Below are 20006 nucleotides of genomic sequence, written 5' to 3' on the forward strand. Positions count from 1 at the left end.
GACCGGCTGAGTGAACCGAAGGAGGCAGGGGAAACTTTAACGTGAAAATCTTTTTTGCCGCGCGCGGCAAAAAAGATTCCAGAGTCAGGCTGAAAATCAATTGTGCGCAACTTGACGGACACTACCTATTCCCAAGAGTCAAATCACTTAGCTGCGGGCAACCCTTCTCCGTGTGTTTACGCGTTAACAACATGCTCACGCAGACGTGAGCGTGGCACCGTGGTTTGGCGGTATTGAAGGTGATGGGTTTCGTCTTATTTCACCAGTTCCCGCCGCACGTTGGCCACGCCAAATAGGTTTTCTTGTAGCGACTCTTTTGCGTCTAGTTCGTTGCGGTGGTCGAGGATGCCGATGGGGCCTTGGTAGCCGCTGTCGAGGACCGTTTGAATCATTGCTCGCTCGTGCTTGCCTTTGCCGATACCTAAGATCTTCGGTTGCGCCGTGTCGTTCATGCCGTTAAGGTTGACGCATAGGAGGTAGGGTTGCATTTGCTGGAAGCTGGCGGCGAAGTTGGCGATGTGGTCGTGTCCGTGGTGAAAGTTGTAGACGATGCCGACGTTCTTGTGGCCGGCTTGGCGCATCGCCTGGCAGACGGCGACCATGTTTTGCGGCTCGCCTGACCAGCCGCCGTGGTTATAGATCCCCAGTTGGCAGCCCAACGCTTCGGCTTGCTCGGCCAGCGGCTTAAGTTTATTGACGGCGTCGGCCACTTTCGCCTCTTGGCTGGCACCCTCAGGCTGCGGAAGCATCAGCCAGATTTGTGGATGCAAGTCGTACTTCTTAAACAGCTGGAATGCCTCTTCATGAAAGCCCCAAAAGGCGAAGAACTCGATTCCTTGTTTTTTATAAGCTTGAATCTCTTGTTCGAACGTGGGGACATGCTCGGCCCGCCAATCGTAGGCGCTGCGCTGGATGCCTAATTCATGCAGCATTTCTGCTCGCTGCTCAGGCGTTCGCTTCGCGGCATCAAAGGGCACAATACACCACGCCACCAGGTTCTCTGGCCGCAGCGGATCGGCAGCTTGCAGGGTACCAATCGCAAGAGTGCCAAGGATGGTTGCGATGATGAGGGCACGATTTCGCATAGATAGGCTTTCAGACGGAAGGCAAATTAAAAAGCATCGAATTGGCTTTATCTTGCCTGACAGGCCCAGGCAAGGCAACTCGGCAGGGGCGAACGTGATGATTCGGCGAAATTGTCTAGTCCAACCCTTGCGGAAGCATTACAATCGGGAAGTGCTTTCGGTTTAATCGACCTGCGCACCCTCCCGCCTTCCTACTTTCCCTCCCCAACGAGCGCACACGTCCAATGCTCTTCGCACCACGGATTACTATTGGCTTGTTCTTGCTGGCTGTGTTCTTGCGGCCACAATTGCTTTGGGCGGAACCGAACGCTTCGTTCGATCGCCTGGCAACTCAGTACCAACAACGTGTCGCCCCGCTGCTGAAGACCTACTGCAACGATTGCCATTCAACCGCCGACAAGCAAGGGGAACTCGATTTAGAAAAGTACGCCGACTTGGCCGCCATTCGGCACGATCCGGCGGCCTGGCAAAAGGTAGAGCAAATGGTTCGCTTGGGGGAAATGCCGCCAGAAGATAGCGAACCACTTTCGCCCACCGAAAAGAAAGAACTGTTGGCGTGGGTGCAAGATTACTTGGTTACCGAGGCCAAAGCGAACGCTGGCGATCCTGGCCCGGTGATGCTGCGGCGATTGAACAACGACGAATATACCTACACCATCCGGGACTTGACCGGTGCCCCGTTAGAACCGGCCAAAGAGTTTCCGGTGGATGGCGCCGCCGGCGAAGGGTTCACCAATACCGGCAACGCATTGGTCATGTCCCCTTCGCTGGTGCGCAAGTACCTCGACGCTGGCAAGGCGATCGCCGATCATGCTGTGCTGCTGCCGGATGGTTTTCGCTTCTCAGCAGGCGAAACGCGACGTGATTTCACCGATGAAATTTTAGCCGAGATCCGCGAGATTTACTTTCATCATATTCGCGATGTCGGCAACGCGCATGCGCTCGATCGCTGGAATGTGAAAGACCCGAAAACGATTATGGCCGCCGAAGGTCGCATCGATTTAGAACCTTACTTCGCCGCACTGATTCGTCATCGTTCGCAACTAACCGAAGACATCGACCAAGCGACTTTGCTGGCCCAGCAAGAGAATCTGAACGCCAAATACTTCACGCTGTTGGCTCACATGCTGTTGGCTGCTGAGCCAAATTCCCCCTTGCTGGCCGACCTGCGCCAACGATTTCAAGCGGCAGACGAAAGCCAGGCGGCAGCGCTGGCGCAAACGGTACGGGCCTGGCAAGATGCGGTTTGGAAGTTCAATTCGGTCGGTCATTTCGGCAGCATTCGCCCTTGGCAAGAAGCGACGAACCCAATTGTTCGGCAGCAAGAGTTTCGGGGGAAACTCAATTCGGCAGAAGCAGTAACGCTGTCACTCAATGCGATTCCGGTTACTGACACCGCTGCCACGGCAGACGTGATTTGGCGTCGGCCTCGCCTTGAACGCCCCGGCTTGCCTCCGATTTTGCTTCGCGACCTAGAGACTACCATCGCGGCCGTAAAGGAAGCGCGGCAGGAAGTGATCAGCCGCACGCCCGATTATTTAGCCGCCGCATACCAGATTCAACAAAGCGCCGCACCGACGGACCTGACTGCGGTGGCCGCACAGCATTCACTCAATCCGCAGCTACTTACCCGCTGGCTCGACCTGTTAGAAATTTCGTACCGGGGTGAAGCGGCGATCACTTCGCACTTGCCCCAACGCTTAAGCAACATTGCTGGCCAGCCGAATATCAACGGTTGGGGTAGCCCTGGGCTCGATGCGTTGTCGGTGGCGGCGAATCCCACGGATAGCACGGTTCACATTCCTGGCGAACTGCGGCCGCATGCGGTGACCATGCACCCGCGACCGGAACGTTGGATCGCCGCCGGCTGGCGAAGCCCAATCACGGGAAACGTCTCGGTAGAAGCGCACGTGCGCGATGCCCACAGTGCGTGCGGCAACGGGGTGAGTTGGTGGTTGGAACATCATCGCGGCAGCAAAATCACGGTACTGGCCAGCGGCGACGTTGACTCTGGCGGCGAGGCTACCACGGCCCCGATTGCCAGCCTGGAGCAAAACTTGGGCGATGCAATCGTGCTGAAAATCGGACCTCGGGCGGGGAGTCATGTTTGCGATTTGACCGAGGTTGATCTGACCATCACTGAGGTTGCCGAGAACGGTAAGACGTGGCAGCTTTCAGCCGACTGTGCCGATCGCCTGGGCGAGGCGAACCCGCTTGCCGACCGCTTCGGCAACGAGGCGACGTGGCACTTTTTCTATGGGCGCATGGACGAGCAAGCCGAACCCAGCCAGCTTCCGCCAGACTCGCTGCTAGCCAAGTGGAAAACCGCTTCCAGCGCCGAACAAGCCCAAGCCATCGCGCATGAAATCGAGCAACGCTTCGCGAAAGCGGCTGGCGAGGGGCAGCTAGAAGAAAGCGATTACCTGTACGCCGACTTGCTGGCCAGTGCTGGCCAGCTGCTGGGCAGCATCGTTGTTCAGGCAAAGTCTGGCGGAAGTGAAGACCTTGTCGCCAGTCTGCCCGCCGCCGTTTCGGTGAGCCTGCCGGGCGCGATGTGGCCCGGGGCGGAATTCGTAACGAGCGTGGAAGTTCCCCCCGGAGGTCCAGCAATCCAAGCAGAAGTCGGTAACCAACCGCTGGCCGAACAGCATCTTATCCCAGGCAAGCCCATCGTCATTCCCCCAGGCCCTTCAGCCGAGGCTTCCATCGTTGCCGCCCTGAATGACTTTCGGCATTACTTCCCGGCGATTGTTTGTTACCCGCAGATTGTGCCGGTGGACGAAGGGGTAACGCTGGTTCTCTTTCATCGTGAAGACGAACAGCTTTCGCGTTTGATGCTCAGCGACGAAGAGCATGCCCGGCTCGACCGTTTGTGGGGCGAGCTACGTTACGTCAGCCGCGATGCCCTGGATATTACGGTTGCTCTGGAACAGTTGCTCGAATTCGCGACCCAAGATGGCGATCCCACCATCTTCGAGCCCCTCCGCGAGCCGATCAAGAACCGGGCTATCGCGTTCAGGCAGCAGTTGATCGATACCCAGCCGGCGCATGTCGATGCGTTGGTTCGCTTCACCGAGAAAGCGTATCGCCGTCCATTAACCCCTCGCGACGAGCAAACCATTCGCGAACTGTACGCCGAACTGCGTGCCCAGAAGCAACCGCACGAAGAGGCAATTAAGTTGTCGCTGGCCCGCATTCTCGCTTCGCCTGGATTCCTTTATCGAGCCGAGATCCCTGGCCCAGGGAAAGAGGCTCGGCCGGTCGACAACTATGAACTGGCAACCCGCTTAAGTTACTTCCTCTGGTCGACCACCCCTGACGAAACGCTCCGCGAGTTGGCGGCGGCCGGAAAGCTACAAGACGATGCCATTCTAGAAGAGCAAACCAAGCGGATGCTACAAGACGAACGTATCCGCCGCCTGGCGATTCAGTTCGCGTGCCAATGGCTGCATGTCCGCGACTTCGATCAGTTCGACGAAAAGAGCGAGCAGCATTATCCGCAGTTCGCCGAACTACGTGGGCCAATGTACGAAGAGTCGGTTTTGTTCTTCGAGGATATGTTCCGCAACAACGGCTCGATCCTCGATATCTTAACCGCCGATCACACCTTCTTAAACGAAGAGCTGGCCCAGCATTACGGAATTCCTGAGGTGCAAGGGGAACAGTGGCGAAAGGTGGAAGGGGTGCGGCAATTTGGTCGAGGCGGCATTTTGACGCAAGCTACCGTGCTGGCGAAAAACTCTGGCGCGTCGCGGACGAGCCCGATTTTACGCGGGAACTGGATTTCAGAAACGCTGCTGGGGGAACGCCTGCCCCGGCCACCTTTGAATGTGCCGGTCCTGCCAGAAACGGCCCCCGCAGGGCTGACCGAGCGACAACTGATTGAAAAACATAGTAGCGTCGCTGAGTGTGCCAAGTGCCATAAGCGGATCGATCCGTACGGCTTCGCCCTGGAAAGTTACGACACCATCGGCGCGCTGCGTTCGGAAGACCAAAGCGGCCTTAAAATCGATGCCACAACCACGCTGATGGATGGCACCCCCATCGACGGCATGGAGGGCATTCGCGATTACATTGCCAACCAACGCCGCGAAACGTTCGTCAAACAATTTTGCAAAAAGCTGCTCGGCTACGCGTTGGGACGCTCGGTGCGGCTTTCCGACCAGCCGCTGTTAGATGAAATCTATGACGACCTGCAGCAAAACGACTTCCGCGTGCAGATCGCGATTGAACGTATCGTACTGAGCCCGCAGTTTCGTGAGATTCGCGGCAACGAATTTTCAGGGATCGAGTAACCACCACTCAAGGAAACCAAACCATGAAACGCAATTTCACACGCCGTACGATGCTACGCGGTCTCGGGGTGAGCATGGCCTTGCCGTGGATGGAATCGATTCCCGTGTGGGGAGAAACAACGTCCTCCTCCGCCGAGCCGCAATCGGAAGCTCCGCTACGTTTTGGCGTGATGTTCGCTGGCAACGGGTTCCATCGCGACCACTTCTGGGCCAAAGGAGAAGGGGCCGATATGGAGATCGGTCAGGTACTGGAACCACTCGACCCGTACAAAGACAAGCTGCTATTCATTCGCGGTTTGTACAACGCCGAAGCCCTCAAAGGCAACATTCACAGTTCGCAAACCGGCAACTTGCTCTCCGGGGCTCCGCTCTCCTCTGGGGGCGAAATTCGCTCCGGCACGAGCATCGACCAGGTGCTCGCCCAACAGTACGGTCACGATACGAAAGTGCCAAGCTTGGTGCTGGGCTGCGAAAAGTCGAACCCGTCGGTGCATAAGAATTATTCGATGCTCTACAGTTCGCACATTTCGTGGAGCTCGCCCACCACGCCCACCCCGCTGGAACTTTACCCGGCGTTGGCATTCGATCGCTTGTTTCAAGACGGAGCGAAGCGGGAAGAGAAAAGCGTGCTCGATGCGATTTTGGGGGATGCCCAAGACCTGCGACGCAACATCAGTCAGGCCGATCGCCGCAAGCTCGACGAATACCTCGATTCGGTGCGCGACGTCGAACAGCGGATCGACCGTGCCGGCAAGCGGGGCGAAATGCAAGGTTGGAAGCCGCCACTTGCCAAGCCAAACATCGCCCGCCCGGCCGATGGTATTCCCCAAGACATCGCCGAACACATGAAGCTGATGTGCGACATCATGGTGCTGGGCTTCCAAACCGACGCCACCCGCGTCTGCACGTTGAAGCTGAACAACGACCATTCGTCGCTCCGATTTTCCAACTTGGGGATCGACTACATGATCCACCATCTGCTTTCGCACCAGGAATCGGAAGACTGGCTCAAGGTCAACCAGTTCTTCTTCCAGCAGCTTGCGTACGTTGCCAAGCGGCTCAGCGAAACGCAAGAAGGGGAACGGACCACGCTCGACAACACGATGATCATGTTCTGCTCGAGCATGCTCGCCGGCAGCCAGCACGACGCCACCAAGTTGCCGGTGGTCATCCTGGGTGGCGGCGGTGGCAAGCTGAAAACCGGTCGCACGCTCGATTACCTTGATCAGCCTAATCGCAAGATGTGCAGCTTGTACCTCTCGCTGATGGACAAGTTTGGCATCCACAAAGACGAGTTCGGCGACTCAAACGAGCGTCTGGCCGACATTTAACCCACACGCTCGACTTCCCGTCGGCCCGCTCAGAGTGGTCAACGGGGTACTTCGTAGCGACTAAAGCGCTTAAATAAAGTGAAACGAAGTGAAGTTCAGCTTGCGTAATTTATTTTTGATATTATCTATTCTTTGCGTGACATGTGCTTGTCTACTCCCATTGGCAGACTGGATATCTGTTCAGGTTGAGAGTTATGTTTTCATCCGGGAGATAGAGCGACTTAGGCAAATCCAGGCTGCTGCTAATGTAGATTCCTTTGGGGTTCTAGATGGAACTCCAATTTCAGACGATGAAATGGATGAAATTCGCGAATGGGTCAGAAACCTGAGGGAGCACACTGCCGATGGCGAATGTCCATCTTGTATAAACGAGACCGATCTGAACGAATAAGCCAGGGTGCCCCGGGCATTTTGCCCGGGTTGGTTTGGCTGTGGTTTGAAGTAGGCGACGAATTAGTATTAGCCGAGTACCTGGCCGTCGTCACGGAGCATTAAGTTGAGGAACGCACCATGTCCTGCGAATCGGCGCTGGGTTGATCGTCGCGTGGAATCGCAAATAGAGGGCGTTGTCAATTTCAAACCACGTTTATTGATGTCTGCGCACGTAATCTCAAATTACTCAGTCTATGCACGGATTACGGGGATTCCGTTGGTCACCCCTGTTTGATTAGCAGCGCAGTCCTCAATAGATGGCCATTGCGTTGCCACGCTTGGTGTGTTGGGAAGTCACCAAGCAAACTCTGGTGCGTCAAGACGCACCCTACGAGTTTTGGGATTGGCGTGAGGGATGTTGAATACGTTTTATCGACCACTAATCCGCTCTGCGTCACGCGCAGCGTGACCTACGGGAAGGGAAGCGTGGTTATTCGTCGTTTTCTTTCTTCACTTCGTCGTGATACAAGCGGCGGATTTCTTTCAGGTCGACCGTTGGTTCGGGGAACTGCATCTGAAACGACTCGAATGCGGCCACCAAGATGCGGGCGACAACTAAGTTGCGGAACCATTTGCGGTTCGAAGGGATGATGAACCAAGGGGCGTACTCGGTACTGCAGCGGCGCAGTGCTTCTTCAAACGCTTTGGTGTATTCATCCCAGAAGGGACGCTCGGAATAGTCGCTTTCGCTGATCTTCCAATTTTTGGCTGGCTTGTCCAATCGTTTTTTGAAACGCTCGAGCTGTTCTTCCTGATCGATGTGCAGATAGAACTTTAAGATATGCGTACCGTTTTCGTGCAGCATCTTTTCGAAGTTGTTGATCTGCTCGTACCGTTTCGACCAGACTTCTTTCGGCACGATGTTGTGAACCCGTTGTACGAGGACGTCTTCGTAGTGCGAACGGTTGAAGACCGTGATATGTCCCAGACCAGGGGTCACTTTGTGGCAGCGCCACAAAAAGTCGTGCTCGGCTTCTTCCTTGGAGGGCACCTTGAAGCTAACCACGCGGCACCCTTGCGGGTTCATCGCGCGAAAGACATGCCGGACCGTGCCATCTTTACCGGCGGCGTCGCGGCCTTGCAGGACCACTAAGAGCGAACGTTTCCGCTCGGCGTACATTTGATATTGCAGGTCGCGAATCCGTTCGCGGAGGTGAATGGTCTCTTGCTCGGCCTCTTGCCGTTCGTTGTGCAGCTTCTTATGGGAAGGGTCAAACTTATCGAGATCAACCTTGCTACCAGGCGTCACGCGGAAACGTTCGTAATAATCCATCCAGCACCTCGCGGATTTCAAAGGGTGCAAAAATATTGGCGACTTATTGATTCCTGCGCGGGTAATCCAACATGGCTACGGACCGATTTGCCACGAATCCGAGGCTTCCGTTGGGCGTCCCTATTGGATTGATGACGCAGACCTTAATAGGTTGTATCCGCTGCAGGTTGATTTCCCAAGCCGGGAGTCGGTTGGGCCAGCATGTCCGCTTCGCGGGCCAGGCGTTCTTCGCGAATGAAGTACCACCCGCTTACCCACAACGAAACGAAACCCACCACCGCCAAGGTAAGCGAGAAGCTTTGAAAGAACTCTAACCGAGATTGCTCAGCCTTCCAGAGATCTTTGTAAACTTGAATCGCCGTCGAACCGGTATAGCCTAGCGAGTCGATCAAATAGATCGCGAAGACCGAAGTTCCCGAGGCCCTGGTAGCTGCGAAGATGCGATCGAACAGCACGGTATACGGCACATAGGCCAGGTACGAACCCAGCCCAATGAAGATCATCCAGTTCAAACCGCTGATCCACTGAGCTCGAAACAAAAGGGTCGTTCCGCCGAGCATGACAACCCCAGTTAGCATGATCGCAAAGGTGGCTACCAGGGCGTGCCGGTTATGGCGAAAGAAGCTGAGCGCTGCCAAAGTGAAGGCAATCGTGATGGCACTTACCACTTCCACTTTGGTAAAGATCGCCGGCACATTGGCCAAGCCCAACTCGTGCAAAAGATCGGCGGCGTAGTTGTCGCGAAAATCGCGGAACGATGTAAGCAGCACGTAAATAAAGCTGAGCAAAATCAATCCCAACGAGAAATGGGCCAGGAACGACCATTGATCTTTCGAAGTCATCGCCGAACGCTGCGAACGTTCTTGCTGATCGTTTAAATCAGGCTGGGGCAGGGCGTCCAACAGCCAAGCCGAGACCGCCAGCGGAGGCAAGAAGACAAGCCCGGTCCAAAACGGCATCCAAAATTGATCAACCCCGCCGACCTCTAAGACGCGATGGCCAATATCTTTCACGGCTCCCGTCGCGAAGATATACGAACAACTGAGCGTGGCCACCATAATCTCGGTAGCGCGTCTTCCTTCCAGGTAGCGCATCGCCAGGCCCCACACCATGCCCAGGGGCAAGCCGTTGGCAAAGATCGCGGCCACTTTCCAGGCGTTGGGCAGCAATGCGAAACCAAGCAGCGCGGCCTGGGCAAAGCCAATCAGCCCCAGCATAGCGACCAGCAGGTTCTCGCGACGAAGCTGCGAACAAAACTTGATGCCGATATATTTCGACAACGCATAACCGAAAAGCTGCCCCAACACCAACGCGGTTTTCAACTGCACGCCGGTGCCGCCAAAGACGAGCCCATCGTAGGTCGCCACCGTAAACGGTTTGCGAAAGGCATACATGCAGAAGTAAACCGAAAACGAGGTGGCCGACGCAAACAATATCGTGACCCAAGGGCTGGCTCGCATTAGTCGATCGTGCAGCGCGCGGCTACCACGTAGCTGGATCATTGCAGCCGCCTCATTTGTCGGTATTCCGAGGGAGACATTTTCATCTCGCGACGAAACGCGCGGCACATGACTTCCGGCGAATCGAAACCGCAGCGGGCCGCAATTTCTGACATCGATAACACGGAACGCCCCAGCAGTTCCCGAGCGGCATCGAGCCGGACAGCGAGGATCTGTTTGCTGGGAGAGGTTTCGAGATAACGATCGAAAAGCTGTTCGAGTAGTCGCCGCGAAGTGCCAGCGTTCTCGGCCAGGTCGGCCACTTGAATGGGGCGATGGTAGTTGTCGCGTACGAAACGCAACGCATGAACAAGCCGTTGATCGGGCAACACGGTCCAATCGGTCGACTGTTCGGAAATGACATTCGTCGGAGAAACGGTCACCAACTCGCTTCCGTCCGCTTCGCCGTGCATGATCCGATCGAGCAGCTTGGCGGCGTTGTGCCCTACCGTATGGGCGGCGTTGTCGAGCATCGACAGTTTGGGGCGGGTGATGCCGCTGGCCAATTCGTCGTACTCGCCGGCCAGCACCGCAATGGCGTCGGGAACTCCCAGGCCAACCAGCTTGGCCGCTTCAATTAACTGTCGAGATGTTTGTGTATCGATCGCCAACACGGCGCAGGGCGTTGGCAATGTCTTCAGCCAACTGCCCAACAGACGCAATTGGTCGATCCACGGTTGCTGCGAATCGATTCCGCTGGGCGGGTAATTAAAACAGGGGTAGCCTGCGTTTGACAGATACTGGGCATACGCGCGCCCGAATAAGTCGTCGTAATAATTGGGCCGCCAAGGCGATCCGCAATAGGCAAAGTGCGTGTACTTCTTCTCTAGGTAATATTTAGCTGCCAAACGACCGCTCTCTTCTTCGTCGAGCGTGCAGCGGGCGATGACGCCGTTGCCGTAGTCGTACCACGAGACATTCACGCAAGGGATGCCTAACGCCAGGATCTCGTCGGCCAGGGTGGGATTATTGACGCGGGCAATGATGCCGTCGCCTTGCCAGCCTTTGGGCACCCTCAATGGCTCGTACTTACCCCTTGGTTCGAGAAAGACGTTCCAAGGTTCACCGCATTCGTCGAGGTAACTGGCAATTCCACGCACCATTCCCGCACCCCAACCGGTTGAGGTTTCGATGAGAACGACCACGTTTTTCATGCAGTATTCCCCTCTGCCAAGCGGCCTTAAACAATTGATTAGCGTGGTGCGCAATTCGTCAGGAGCGGTACCTGAACCGGATCTTCATTTTGCCCAACAAAAGCGTGGAACGTGACTGGCGAATGTGCAATTAACGAGAATTTAATAATCCTAAGAGGGTTAATCGAAGGTTTTTATGAAGTGCGCATATGATCAACATCAATGCGCAAAGATCGGTAGTGTATCGCGGAAATCGTTTGCAAAATAGCGATCGTCACGCTGGCACCTTGGCTGAGATCGGAACAGAAAAGAGCTGCTGGGTGCCTTGGGTGCTGGCGTGATCTTGATTTCATTTTATCCATCGTAGTTTCTCGATCCTCAATGTGCGCCTCGTGGAGAAAGAGTTTTATGTTTCGTCAAAACAGAACATCCGGCTTCACGCTTGTGGAATTGCTGGTAGTGATCGCGATTATTGGCGTTTTGATCAGTTTGCTCTTGCCGGCAGTGCAGCAAGCACGGGAAGCGGCTCGGCGAATGCAATGTACCAACAACCTCAAACAGTTGACGTTGGCGAGCCATTTGTATCACGACATCAACAAAGCCACGCCACTGCACATGCACCGTTCTGCCCACGACTACGGCGGCGGCAATTCAGGCAACCTTTCGTGGTACTATGGTATTTTGCCGAGCGTCGAAGAAACGGCCGCATTCAACTTTGTGCCATCCGAGGCTTCTGGCGCTGGCTATTCCTGGAATGGGCTGGTCAATGGAGATACGGAACTAGGGAAGATCGCCCGCGTTCCGATAGAGACGTTTGTTTGCCCCAGCGAAAGTGTCACCAACAACAACATTTCGGGCCTAGCGAACTTCAGCTATGTGGCCAACGCTGGTCCGCCGCGTCAATTGAAATTGCCCATCGGCGGAACGAGCAGTTCTTCGCGGGGCTTTATCTCGCACTCGCGCATGTCGCAAACCGGCCCTGGCACGGCAAATTGCCAAGGTGAATGGCTGGCCGGTTCCAATCATACCGTTGCGTTCAAAGACATCACCGACGGTCTTTCGAACACCGCCGCCATGAGCGAATCGCTGGTCAACGATGGGCAAGGGAACCATCCTGACAAACGCCGCAACTTGTATTACACCGGTTCGGCGATGATTCAGCAGCCAGGGGCTGACATTCGGGCTGTGGTCGCCGATGGCTTGGCGAACCATGCCAACTGGAAAGATTGGAGCCAATACAAAGGGCTCACTTGGTTGTACACCAGCAGTTGGGAGAAGCATCTCTACAACCACGTGTTTCCTCCAAACACGATATCGATTCCTGGTTACAACACCGATTGGTTCCGCTGCAGCGAAGCCGATGGAGCAATCACGCCGTCGTCGAATCACCCAGGCGGAGTTCAAGTTGCGTTGGCCGACGGATCGGTTCGGTTTGTCCCCGATACGATCAACATCGATGTTTGGTGGGCCCTCGGTTCGTCCAACTCTGGCGATATCGTCGGAGAGTATTAACAGCCTCAACACAGGACGAGAGGCATCCCTGCCAAGCCGATCGGCCACATAAGGCGCCGGTCGGCCGGTTCTCCGGAATTTGTTACCTTCCCTATAAAACAACGATGAAAAACAAACACTTGACTAAACGGAACGCTCAGACGCGAGGCGTTCTGTACTTCGCGCTGCTAGGCTGCATCTTGGGTGGGAGCGGCTGCGAGTACCAAAGCACGGCACTCAACGATCGAATGGCCGACTTTCAATATTCGGTCGATTCTTTAAGCCAAGAGATGATCACACGGCTGAAGTCGGCTCATATTGGCCCAGCCCGTAAGAAGAGTTCCGCGAACTCTCGGGCGTCGCAGGTCAGCCAGATGGAAGCCGACCGTGGCGGAGATGGCGACCGGCCAGATCCTAATAGTGTGACCGCGATTGCCGTCGACTGCGCGGCAAAAATTAAGCACATGCAATCGCTGAAAGAAGATGACGGCGCCGTCGATGCGGTTCTCAAGCAGGTTAACGCCGCCACCGACATCAAAGAAGACGTCCGCAAAGCATTTGCGGAATCGTTGCAGGAAGAATTGAACGAAAACCCTTCGTAGCCGCTGTCGGCACGGCGATCAATTTGCGTGGCATGCGTCGCCGGCGGCGACCATGCCCTTAAAGGCAGGCGTTACAGTGCCCTTTGATCAGCACTTCGCCAAATTGGCCTGGCAGTTTTTGCCCCGACTTGTCGGGGACCAGTTCGATATGAAAGCCTGACAAGCAGGTCACTTGGCCACAATCGACACACATGAAGTGGGGGTGGCCAGAGTTGCCTTGGGCATCTTGCGGCAGCAGTTCGAAGCGTCGAACGGAATCTCCCAAATCTAGCCGCGTCACCAAGCCAGACTCGTCCAGTTCGGTCAGCGAACGATAGATGGTAGACTTGTCGAACCCAAACTCCGCCAAATCGTCGGCGACTTCCATCGGGCTAAGCGGCGTTTGATGATCGGCGAGCGACTGAATGACCGCGATGCGAGCCGCCGTACAGCGTAATCCGGCTGAGCGCAGTAAAGTTTTCGCCGCTTCGATCGAGAACTGAGTTTTGCGATTGCGTGCCATGGGGAGTGAACCTGAAATGGGGTGATGTACTTGGTTAATATATCGCACTTGCAACTTGCTTGCAAATCATTTGCCCAGTCAGTTCCCTTCTTTTCTGGTGGCTCGGCTTTCATTTCGACTTGTCACAACAGGGAAATGGGGGCTCCTCGGACAATGCGGGGGGTGCCCCTTGAGCAATGGGGCAAGCTAAGGCAGATTGTACTTTTGCCGCCTCACGGAAAGGATGTTTCATGAAGGTTTCCATTGTCGGCGTCGGCAAGGTAGGGGTCACGCTCGGATATGCCGTGGTGACGAAGAGTTTGGCCAGCGAGTTGGTATTGGTGAGCCGCAGCGCTGGTCGAACGCGCGGAGAATCGCTCGACTTGCAACACGCAGCGGCGCTTTCGCCAGGTCGCGTAGCGGTTCGCTCAGGCGATCTCGAAGCGACCAAGAACTCGCAAGTGGTCGTCCTGGCCTTGGCCGAATCGGCGGAGAAAGGGGGTAACGCGCTGGACCGCATTGCGTCGGCGGAACCGAACGCCCGACTGTTTCAAGCGGTGGTTCCGAAACTGGCCGAGTTGAGCCCTGAAGCGATCTTGTTGATCGTTTCTAACCCGGTCGACGTGCTGACTTACGCCACGCTCAAGCTATCGGGCTTTCCGGCGAACCGTGTCATTGGGACAGGCACGTTGATCGATAGTGCTCGATTTCGCTCGTTGTTATCGGCATACTACAACATCCATTCCGACGACATTCGCGCCTACATCTTAGGAGAACATGGCGACTCGCAGTTTCCGGTGCTGAGTGCGGTTTTCGCCGGGGGTTGGCACATGGGGCAAGACCCGGTGGTCAAGCAACTGTTTGAGAAAACCTTGAATGTCGCCCCGGAAGTTTTTCTCTCGAAGGGGTACACCAATTTCGCGGTGGCCAGCGCCGCAGCAATGATTTTGGAAGCGATTCAAGACAATTCGCATCACACCATGCCGGTTTCGACCTTGGTGCAAGGGTACTACGGCATCGAAGATGTCTGCCTCTCGCTGCCGGCGGTGATTGGGCGAAATGGTATTACGCAAACCTTGAAGATCGCCCTGAACGAGGAAGAACAAGCGCAACTGCTCCACTCGGCTCGCCAGTTAAGCGCAGTCAATGCTCGCCTGGCCTCGTTCTGGCAGGGGGATTCCCGTTAGCAATGCTGCCGGCAAAGGTTGCGTAATTGTTACAACTGTTTCCCTACCAGACGGGTGAACAATTGTAAGGCAAAAAGCTTGGCGGCCTTCTTGTCAGAATCGACCTAGGGTTAGAACAGCAATGCCCTATCTTTTCTAAATCCGCGCAGGCTGTGTCTCGCCTCGTCGGATGCTGCATCTCTTATCATTTTGCCTGTGAGAAAAGCACCGTGATTACTTCCAACCAAGAAGCCTTCGAGTTTTTGTACGATCGCTGGGGACTTGTATCGGTTCAAGTCATGATTAGCGCCGTATCTGCCTATGGAGCCGATACCGGTAGTGTGCAAGTACTAACGTTGCTGTCCGGCACGAGCGAAACGTTTAGCCACGAAGAAGAAAAAGCCTTGGTCCAGGCGATGCGTTATGTCGAAGAGAAATTGCCAAAGTGGCAAGAACAACGCGTCGTCGCGATGCCCGACGGCCAAACCCTGACGATTGACGGAGCGTTGGTAGCCGACGACTAGGCAAACGCTTCTCACAAGCAAAAAAAAACGACCCGGTCGATCCTGCGCGGCATAATTTGGTATCATCCAATATCTTCTTCCGCAAATCAGGATTCGATCGTTGCTGCGTCACCTATTGGCACCTTTGATATTGATAACCCTGCTGGTCGGGCTTGGTTCTTACTCAGGAGCCTTGCAGTGGTCTGGCTGGCAGGTTACGGCCTCGATACGATGGCAACAAGTGGGAGATGATCTCGGCTTCGACGTGACGATGCATCGCGTCTACTTGCAAATGCCAATAGCCGCCTTCCTAGGACTTCTATTGGTAACGGTGGTCGTCTTCACCGCGATCAGCTACTTTCTTTTTCGCCGCCGCGCCAATACGCAAGCTGCTGACGAGGCGTAACGTTTTCTTCTGCGTGGCTGTGATACCGTAACGTTCTTCTGGCTTACCAGCCTTCCTGCCACATCAGCCCGGTTACGTAAGGGGACGTTTGAATCGGTCGGTCTCGTTCGTGGAACTCGCCAACTTCCCAGACGAGCTTGTCTTCGTGCATCAAGCGTAACGCCCGATAGGTAAAGCGGACCGGCTGATACTGCCACACGATACCATGCTCTCCCTTGGTCGCTTCGATACGAACAATCACTTCCGGATCGGTGCCGTCGGTCCAGACTAAAGCGAAGAGGGCTCCGTCCCGTTCTTGGGTGGAATTTTTATAGCGATAGATCGGCTGGGGCAGCATTCGTAAGTTGTTCTTTTGGTCACGATGATCCATTTCGGCACTGAATTGCCGGGCGAGGGAGCGCATCTGTACCAAACGCCAAGCTTCGTTGCTGGCCACCGGGGTAGGTGTCGGAAAGCTCTTGAACGCTAACGCTTCGACATCGGGGGACCAGGTCTTACCGGGGATACCGACAAACGCCATCGGCTCGATCGGCTCGGGCTTGAGCAGATGAAACTCGGTGAACTGGGTTTGGATGCTGTTAAACGGAAGCGAACCGAGTGTACCGATAGCGGCCAAACGTTGGTCGGCGTCTTCCCAGACATACACCGATCCGAACACGTTTCCTTCAATCGAGAAACGCATCAGGGGCGGCATCAGAACCGTGTAGCTTGTGTCCGCCTCTTTCGGTTTGATCTTGAGCGTGGCGACGTTCTTGTCGAACTTATCGAACCAAGCCTTGGCCCGCTCGACTTCCGCATCGACCTTTGGCTGGGCCTCGTCATCGGCGAACGTGCGATTGCTTAGCAGGTACGACAAGCCACATGCCAACAGGCCGACCAATATCGATTTGTTTAATAGAAACCTAAGCATCAGAGGGAACTCCTTAATCGAATTCTCTGGGCTCGGTAGCCATCCATGTTCGATTCGAGGCGGGTGGTTACCGTGGGGCGAACACCAAAGGGATTCGTGGGCGTTGCTTCTTCTGGCTGCGGCTCTTCTTCGCTCGCAGGCTCATCTTCCGGGGCCTCTGGGTCGTCCTCGTTGCCTGCCTCCTCATCATCGGCGGGCGTTTCTTCTGCCGGTTCTGCGATCACCGGTAGATAGGGCAACTGCACTTCTTTGCCTCGCCCATCGCCGTTGTCTTCCAGCAGCGCATGTTCGGTTTGCAGACGATCGAGCGTTTTGAAGACCGCATCGACCTCAAGATTCACCCCCAAGTAAAGATCCAGCAGCGACAACGTGCCGTCCTGGTCGACATCTTCCAACGGGTAATGGTCCCCCGCGCCTGCCAAATGACTGGCCAAGGCGTACGGCATTTCGGTGCCGGTGTACTCAAGATCGGCTTGCGTGGCGGAAAGGATGACGCGCGAATCGGCCGCCAATGGTTTCAGCCAAAAGCCGCTAACCGGCATCGTTAGCCAGAAGACTTGTTCTTGGCAGGTAATCGCTTCGGCCCATTGAGCGAACTCGCCTTGATGAAAATCTGGACCGGAGACATTGAACTTGCTTTCTAATCCATACAAATTGGCATGCCCCAGCAGAATGACCCAGCAACCATCTTCCTGGTTGGCCAACTGGCCTAGCTCGGCGAGCGTGGATGGCATCGTTTCTTTGGTGCAAATGCCCACGCTCGCTACGTCGTCGGCCAGTTCTTGGCGCATCGTCTCGTCGCCGGCCAGAACACGGATTTGCTCTGGCCGCGCCCCGAGTGTCGCTTCAGCGCCGGCAATCAATTGCCGGCACGCTTCGGTTAAGCGTGTGCGATGAGCATCGTCGCCTGGCAAACCACAAGCAATCAAAACCCACCGCCGGGGAATTTCTGCGGCCGGTTTCTCAGCCGGTTCCTCCGCCGCAGCGGTCTGGCCAAGCGCGACCAGGCCCATGATGACGCAGGCCAAGAACAAAGCATTGGGGTACGTTCGCTTCACGGGCTTTCCCTTTCGGCAACGGACTGGGGTAAGGGAGAATCTTGACATAGCACCAGCGCCGAGACCTCATGCTTGGGAAGTTGCCCCAGTGGGAGGCCCGTTTCTGGATCGAAGAGAACGCCTGACCAATGAACGGCCAGCCAGGCGTTGCGTGCCGTACCGGCCACGACCGCTGTTCCGCTGAAAACGTTCGTCTGGCGAATTGGCTTGAGGCTCTGGCTTTCGACGAAGTACAACTGCTGCGGCTGGTCGAGGTCTTCCCACTGGCCGCATAAGATGGCTAACGTTTGCCCATCGGCAGAAAGGCGAATGGACTGGATCGGCAAAGACGCTTCGGACCAGGTTGCCAAGACCTGGCCAGATTGCAAGTCCCAGCGCATGACCGAGCCAGCTTCGTCGGCAGAGAGGATGCCGGCGTGCTCGTGATAGGCAACGCTGGTTACCGGGGCCGGGTGCTGCCCGATCAGCGAGACCGGCATGCGTGCCGCTAAATCCCACAGGCGAAGTTGGCCTTGTTGGTCGCCGATCACCACGCGTTTGGTGGCAGCAATTTCGGCCACAGCGGTAAGCTCTTCCGTTTGAAATCGTAAGGTCTTCCCGGTGGCGGTCACAAAGCGAATCCCATCGCTGGCCTCGGCCACCAGGCGGGCCCCGGGAAGCGAAAGTGAAACGTCTGCCCAACGTGATTTGGGCTTTTGATTCCAGAAACCTTGCGGCACCGGGGGCAGTTCCAGCGTTTCTTCCGTTTTCGGTTGGGCGGGCGAGGGGACCACTTGGCTCTGCAGGGTAAGCGCCCCACTTATGTTGTTGGTCGCGACTGCTTGCGGTGCTTCCGGCTGGGGGCGATAGAACTTTACAATCGGATGCAGCAAGCAGAACGCACCACACGCCAGCATAACCCCTCGCTGAAAGTGCCGGGCCTGATCGACCGAGGGGCCACCCTTCATGATCAGATGCAAACGTTCTTCCAGTGTATAGGTGGGCTGCATACCGCTGGCCAAGCGGACCATACCGACTTGATAATCGCTGATGAAGTCAACCACTTCGAGCAAGGCTTCGGCGTATTGTCGCGGAGAGGTTGCCAGCATCCGGACCGCCCAAGCATCGCAGCAAGCTTCTTCGTGGCGTTCCAATTGCCGCCGAGCCAGATAGACCAGCGGAAACCACCAATAGACCGCCGTGACCGACCATTCGAGCCAACGTCCCCAGTGATCGCGACGACGAAAGTGCGCCGCTTCGTGCGCGAGAAAGGCCTGACGTTGTTCGTCCTCGAATGCGTCCCAAAGCGAACCGGGACAGACGATGTAGGTGCGTCTTCCGAACCCCAGCAGCATGGGGGAAACACGCAGGGGAACCAGAATCACTTGCGGGGAACAGGCTGGCGAGGTCGAGTCGCCTGCCGAGTCCAACAAGTCACGCACGAAACGGGTGGCCTGAGGATCGACGGTTCCGTTTTGCCGTACCAGGCGATAGAAACGCAGCAGTTTGATCGCTCCACGAACCGCTATCCACAGAAAACCGCCCAGCCAAATGAAAAGCAGACCGTGCCACCAATCCAAGCGGCTCCATCCGTTTGCCCGAGGAGACCCAGCAGCGGTTGTGGCTGGGGTGTCCAGGGGGACGGAAGCATTCGACTCGGCAGGGGGCACTTCAGTGAGGACGACGTTCTCGTTGTCGCGCGGGCTACTCGCTGCGGAAACCGTTTCAGCAAACCAACCTTGGTCGGGCAGAGGCACGGGGACGGTAATGAGCGGAGGGGTGATCAGCTTCACGAACAGCAACAGCCACAAGCAATGCGCAAGCCAGGCCTGACGGCCGCTTCGGCCAACCAACCACGCCACGCCGCCCAATAGGCAGGCCATGACCAAGTTGCTTGCGATTGCTGAGACCCAAAAATTCATTCGCTGTCCAGATCGTCCAAAAGTTTACGAAGATTCTTCCGCTGCTTGGCATTGAATCGGGCCGACTTGACCAAATGTGTCAGCAAGCTGTTGAGCGTACCGTCGCACAGTTCGTCGGCGGTGGCTTGCAACCGTTTGCTGATCAGGTCTTCGCGTTTGATGGCCGCTTTGAAGATGTGGGGCCATTCTTCGCGGTTCCGTTCGACACACTGCTTGGCTTCCAACCGCGCGATCAGTTTTTGCACGGTGGCGATGTCAGAAGGACTGGTCGAACCGTACAGCCAGCCAGAAAGCTCTTTGAGCGTGGCCGATTCGTGTTCCCACAGTTGTTCTAAAATCGCCAACTCCGCGGCGGTCACATCCTTCGAAGGCTTTAGCATCCGATAATCCTCTGGGTGGTCACCAAGCGTACGCCAGGCTCCCGTAAGTAATGTCGCAAT

The 20006-nt window shown here is 56.0% G+C and carries 16 protein-coding genes; 7 read left to right on the top strand and 9 right to left on the bottom strand.

Annotated features, from left to right (window positions below):
• Positions 1–254: 254 nt before the first annotated feature.
• Entirely contained in the window at positions 255–1085 is an 831-nt protein-coding gene (locus DTL42_RS18685; protein WP_114370812.1) for a sugar phosphate isomerase/epimerase family protein, read from the bottom strand.
• Positions 1086–1309: 224 nt separating this feature from the next.
• Here DTL42_RS18685 and DTL42_RS18690 point away from each other — a divergent pair, with 224 nt between their 5' ends.
• On the top strand, positions 1310–5380 hold the full coding sequence (locus DTL42_RS18690; RefSeq protein WP_114370814.1) for a DUF1592 domain-containing protein: 4071 nt from the start codon (positions 1310–1312) through the stop codon (positions 5378–5380).
• A 23-nt stretch (positions 5381–5403) separates the two neighbouring features.
• On the top strand, positions 5404–6711 hold the full coding sequence (locus DTL42_RS18695; protein WP_234824270.1) for a DUF1552 domain-containing protein: 1308 nt from the start codon (positions 5404–5406) through the stop codon (positions 6709–6711).
• 862 nt (positions 6712–7573) lie between these two features.
• Here DTL42_RS18695 and DTL42_RS18700 read toward each other — a convergent pair.
• The 3 genes from DTL42_RS18700 to DTL42_RS18710 all read right to left on the bottom strand — a co-directional run bounded on the left by DTL42_RS18700 (position 7574) and on the right by DTL42_RS18710 (position 11069).
• On the bottom strand, positions 7574–8416 hold the full coding sequence (locus DTL42_RS18700) for a polyphosphate kinase 2 family protein (protein ID WP_114370815.1): 843 nt from the start codon (positions 8414–8416) through the stop codon (positions 7574–7576).
• A gap of 143 nt (positions 8417–8559) precedes the next feature.
• Complete coding sequence (locus DTL42_RS18705) at positions 8560–9918, bottom strand: DUF5690 family protein (protein ID WP_114370817.1); 1359 nt, start codon at positions 9916–9918, stop codon at positions 8560–8562.
• Positions 9915–11069 carry a xylose operon transcription regulator XylR gene (locus DTL42_RS18710; RefSeq protein ID WP_114370818.1) on the bottom strand — a complete coding sequence of 385 codons (1155 nt, stop codon included), beginning with the start codon at positions 11067–11069 and terminating at the stop codon, positions 9915–9917. The genes DTL42_RS18705 and DTL42_RS18710 overlap by 4 nt, the downstream gene beginning before the upstream one ends.
• A gap of 387 nt (positions 11070–11456) precedes the next feature.
• On the opposite strand from DTL42_RS18710, the gene DTL42_RS18715 reads away from it, so the two are divergent.
• Positions 11457–12560, top strand: a complete 1104-nt coding sequence (locus DTL42_RS18715; protein ID WP_114370820.1) for a DUF1559 domain-containing protein — start codon at positions 11457–11459, stop codon at positions 12558–12560.
• Between the two features lie 104 nt (positions 12561–12664).
• Positions 12665–13141: a hypothetical protein gene (locus tag DTL42_RS18720; RefSeq protein ID WP_114370822.1), complete on the top strand. Its 477-nt coding sequence runs from the start codon at positions 12665–12667 to the stop codon at positions 13139–13141.
• 58 nt (positions 13142–13199) lie between these two features.
• Here DTL42_RS18720 and DTL42_RS18725 read toward each other — a convergent pair whose 3' ends face one another.
• Positions 13200–13643, bottom strand: a complete 444-nt coding sequence (locus DTL42_RS18725; protein WP_114370824.1) for a Fur family transcriptional regulator — start codon at positions 13641–13643, stop codon at positions 13200–13202.
• 230 nt (positions 13644–13873) lie between these two features.
• On the opposite strand from DTL42_RS18725, the gene DTL42_RS18730 reads away from it, so the two are divergent.
• The 3 genes from DTL42_RS18730 to DTL42_RS18740 all read left to right on the top strand — a co-directional run bounded on the left by DTL42_RS18730 (position 13874) and on the right by DTL42_RS18740 (position 15697).
• Positions 13874–14809, top strand: a complete 936-nt coding sequence (locus DTL42_RS18730; protein ID WP_158545457.1) for a malate dehydrogenase — start codon at positions 13874–13876, stop codon at positions 14807–14809.
• Positions 14810–15018: 209 nt separating this feature from the next.
• Positions 15019–15312 (top strand): hypothetical protein, encoded by a 294-nt coding sequence (locus DTL42_RS18735; RefSeq protein WP_114370828.1) that lies wholly within the window; start codon positions 15019–15021, stop codon positions 15310–15312.
• 100 nt (positions 15313–15412) lie between these two features.
• Positions 15413–15697 (top strand): hypothetical protein, encoded by a 285-nt coding sequence (locus tag DTL42_RS18740; protein WP_114370830.1) that lies wholly within the window; start codon positions 15413–15415, stop codon positions 15695–15697.
• A 43-nt stretch (positions 15698–15740) separates the two neighbouring features.
• Here the strand turns inward: DTL42_RS18740 and DTL42_RS18745 are convergent, their stop codons facing one another.
• The 4 genes from DTL42_RS18745 to DTL42_RS18760 are packed head-to-tail and all read right to left on the bottom strand — an operon-like array spanning position 15741 to position 19946.
• Positions 15741–16607 (bottom strand): hypothetical protein, encoded by an 867-nt coding sequence (locus tag DTL42_RS18745; RefSeq protein WP_114370832.1) that lies wholly within the window; start codon positions 16605–16607, stop codon positions 15741–15743.
• Positions 16607–17665 carry a hypothetical protein gene (locus tag DTL42_RS18750; protein ID WP_114370834.1) on the bottom strand — a complete coding sequence of 353 codons (1059 nt, stop codon included), beginning with the start codon at positions 17663–17665 and terminating at the stop codon, positions 16607–16609. The genes DTL42_RS18745 and DTL42_RS18750 overlap by 1 nt, the downstream gene beginning before the upstream one ends.
• A complete protein-coding gene (locus DTL42_RS18755) occupies positions 17662–19527 on the bottom strand; it encodes a M56 family metallopeptidase (protein ID WP_158545458.1) in 1866 nt (621 codons plus the stop codon). Before DTL42_RS18755 ends, DTL42_RS18750 begins: the two co-directional genes overlap by 4 nt.
• A gap of 35 nt (positions 19528–19562) precedes the next feature.
• Positions 19563–19946: a BlaI/MecI/CopY family transcriptional regulator gene (locus DTL42_RS18760; RefSeq protein ID WP_114370838.1), complete on the bottom strand. Its 384-nt coding sequence runs from the start codon at positions 19944–19946 to the stop codon at positions 19563–19565.
• Positions 19947–20006: the final 60 nt, after the last annotated feature.

Source organism: Bremerella cremea (assembly GCF_003335505.1).
In the GTDB taxonomy this organism is placed as follows: Bacteria; Planctomycetota; Planctomycetia; order Pirellulales; family Pirellulaceae; genus Bremerella; species Bremerella cremea_A.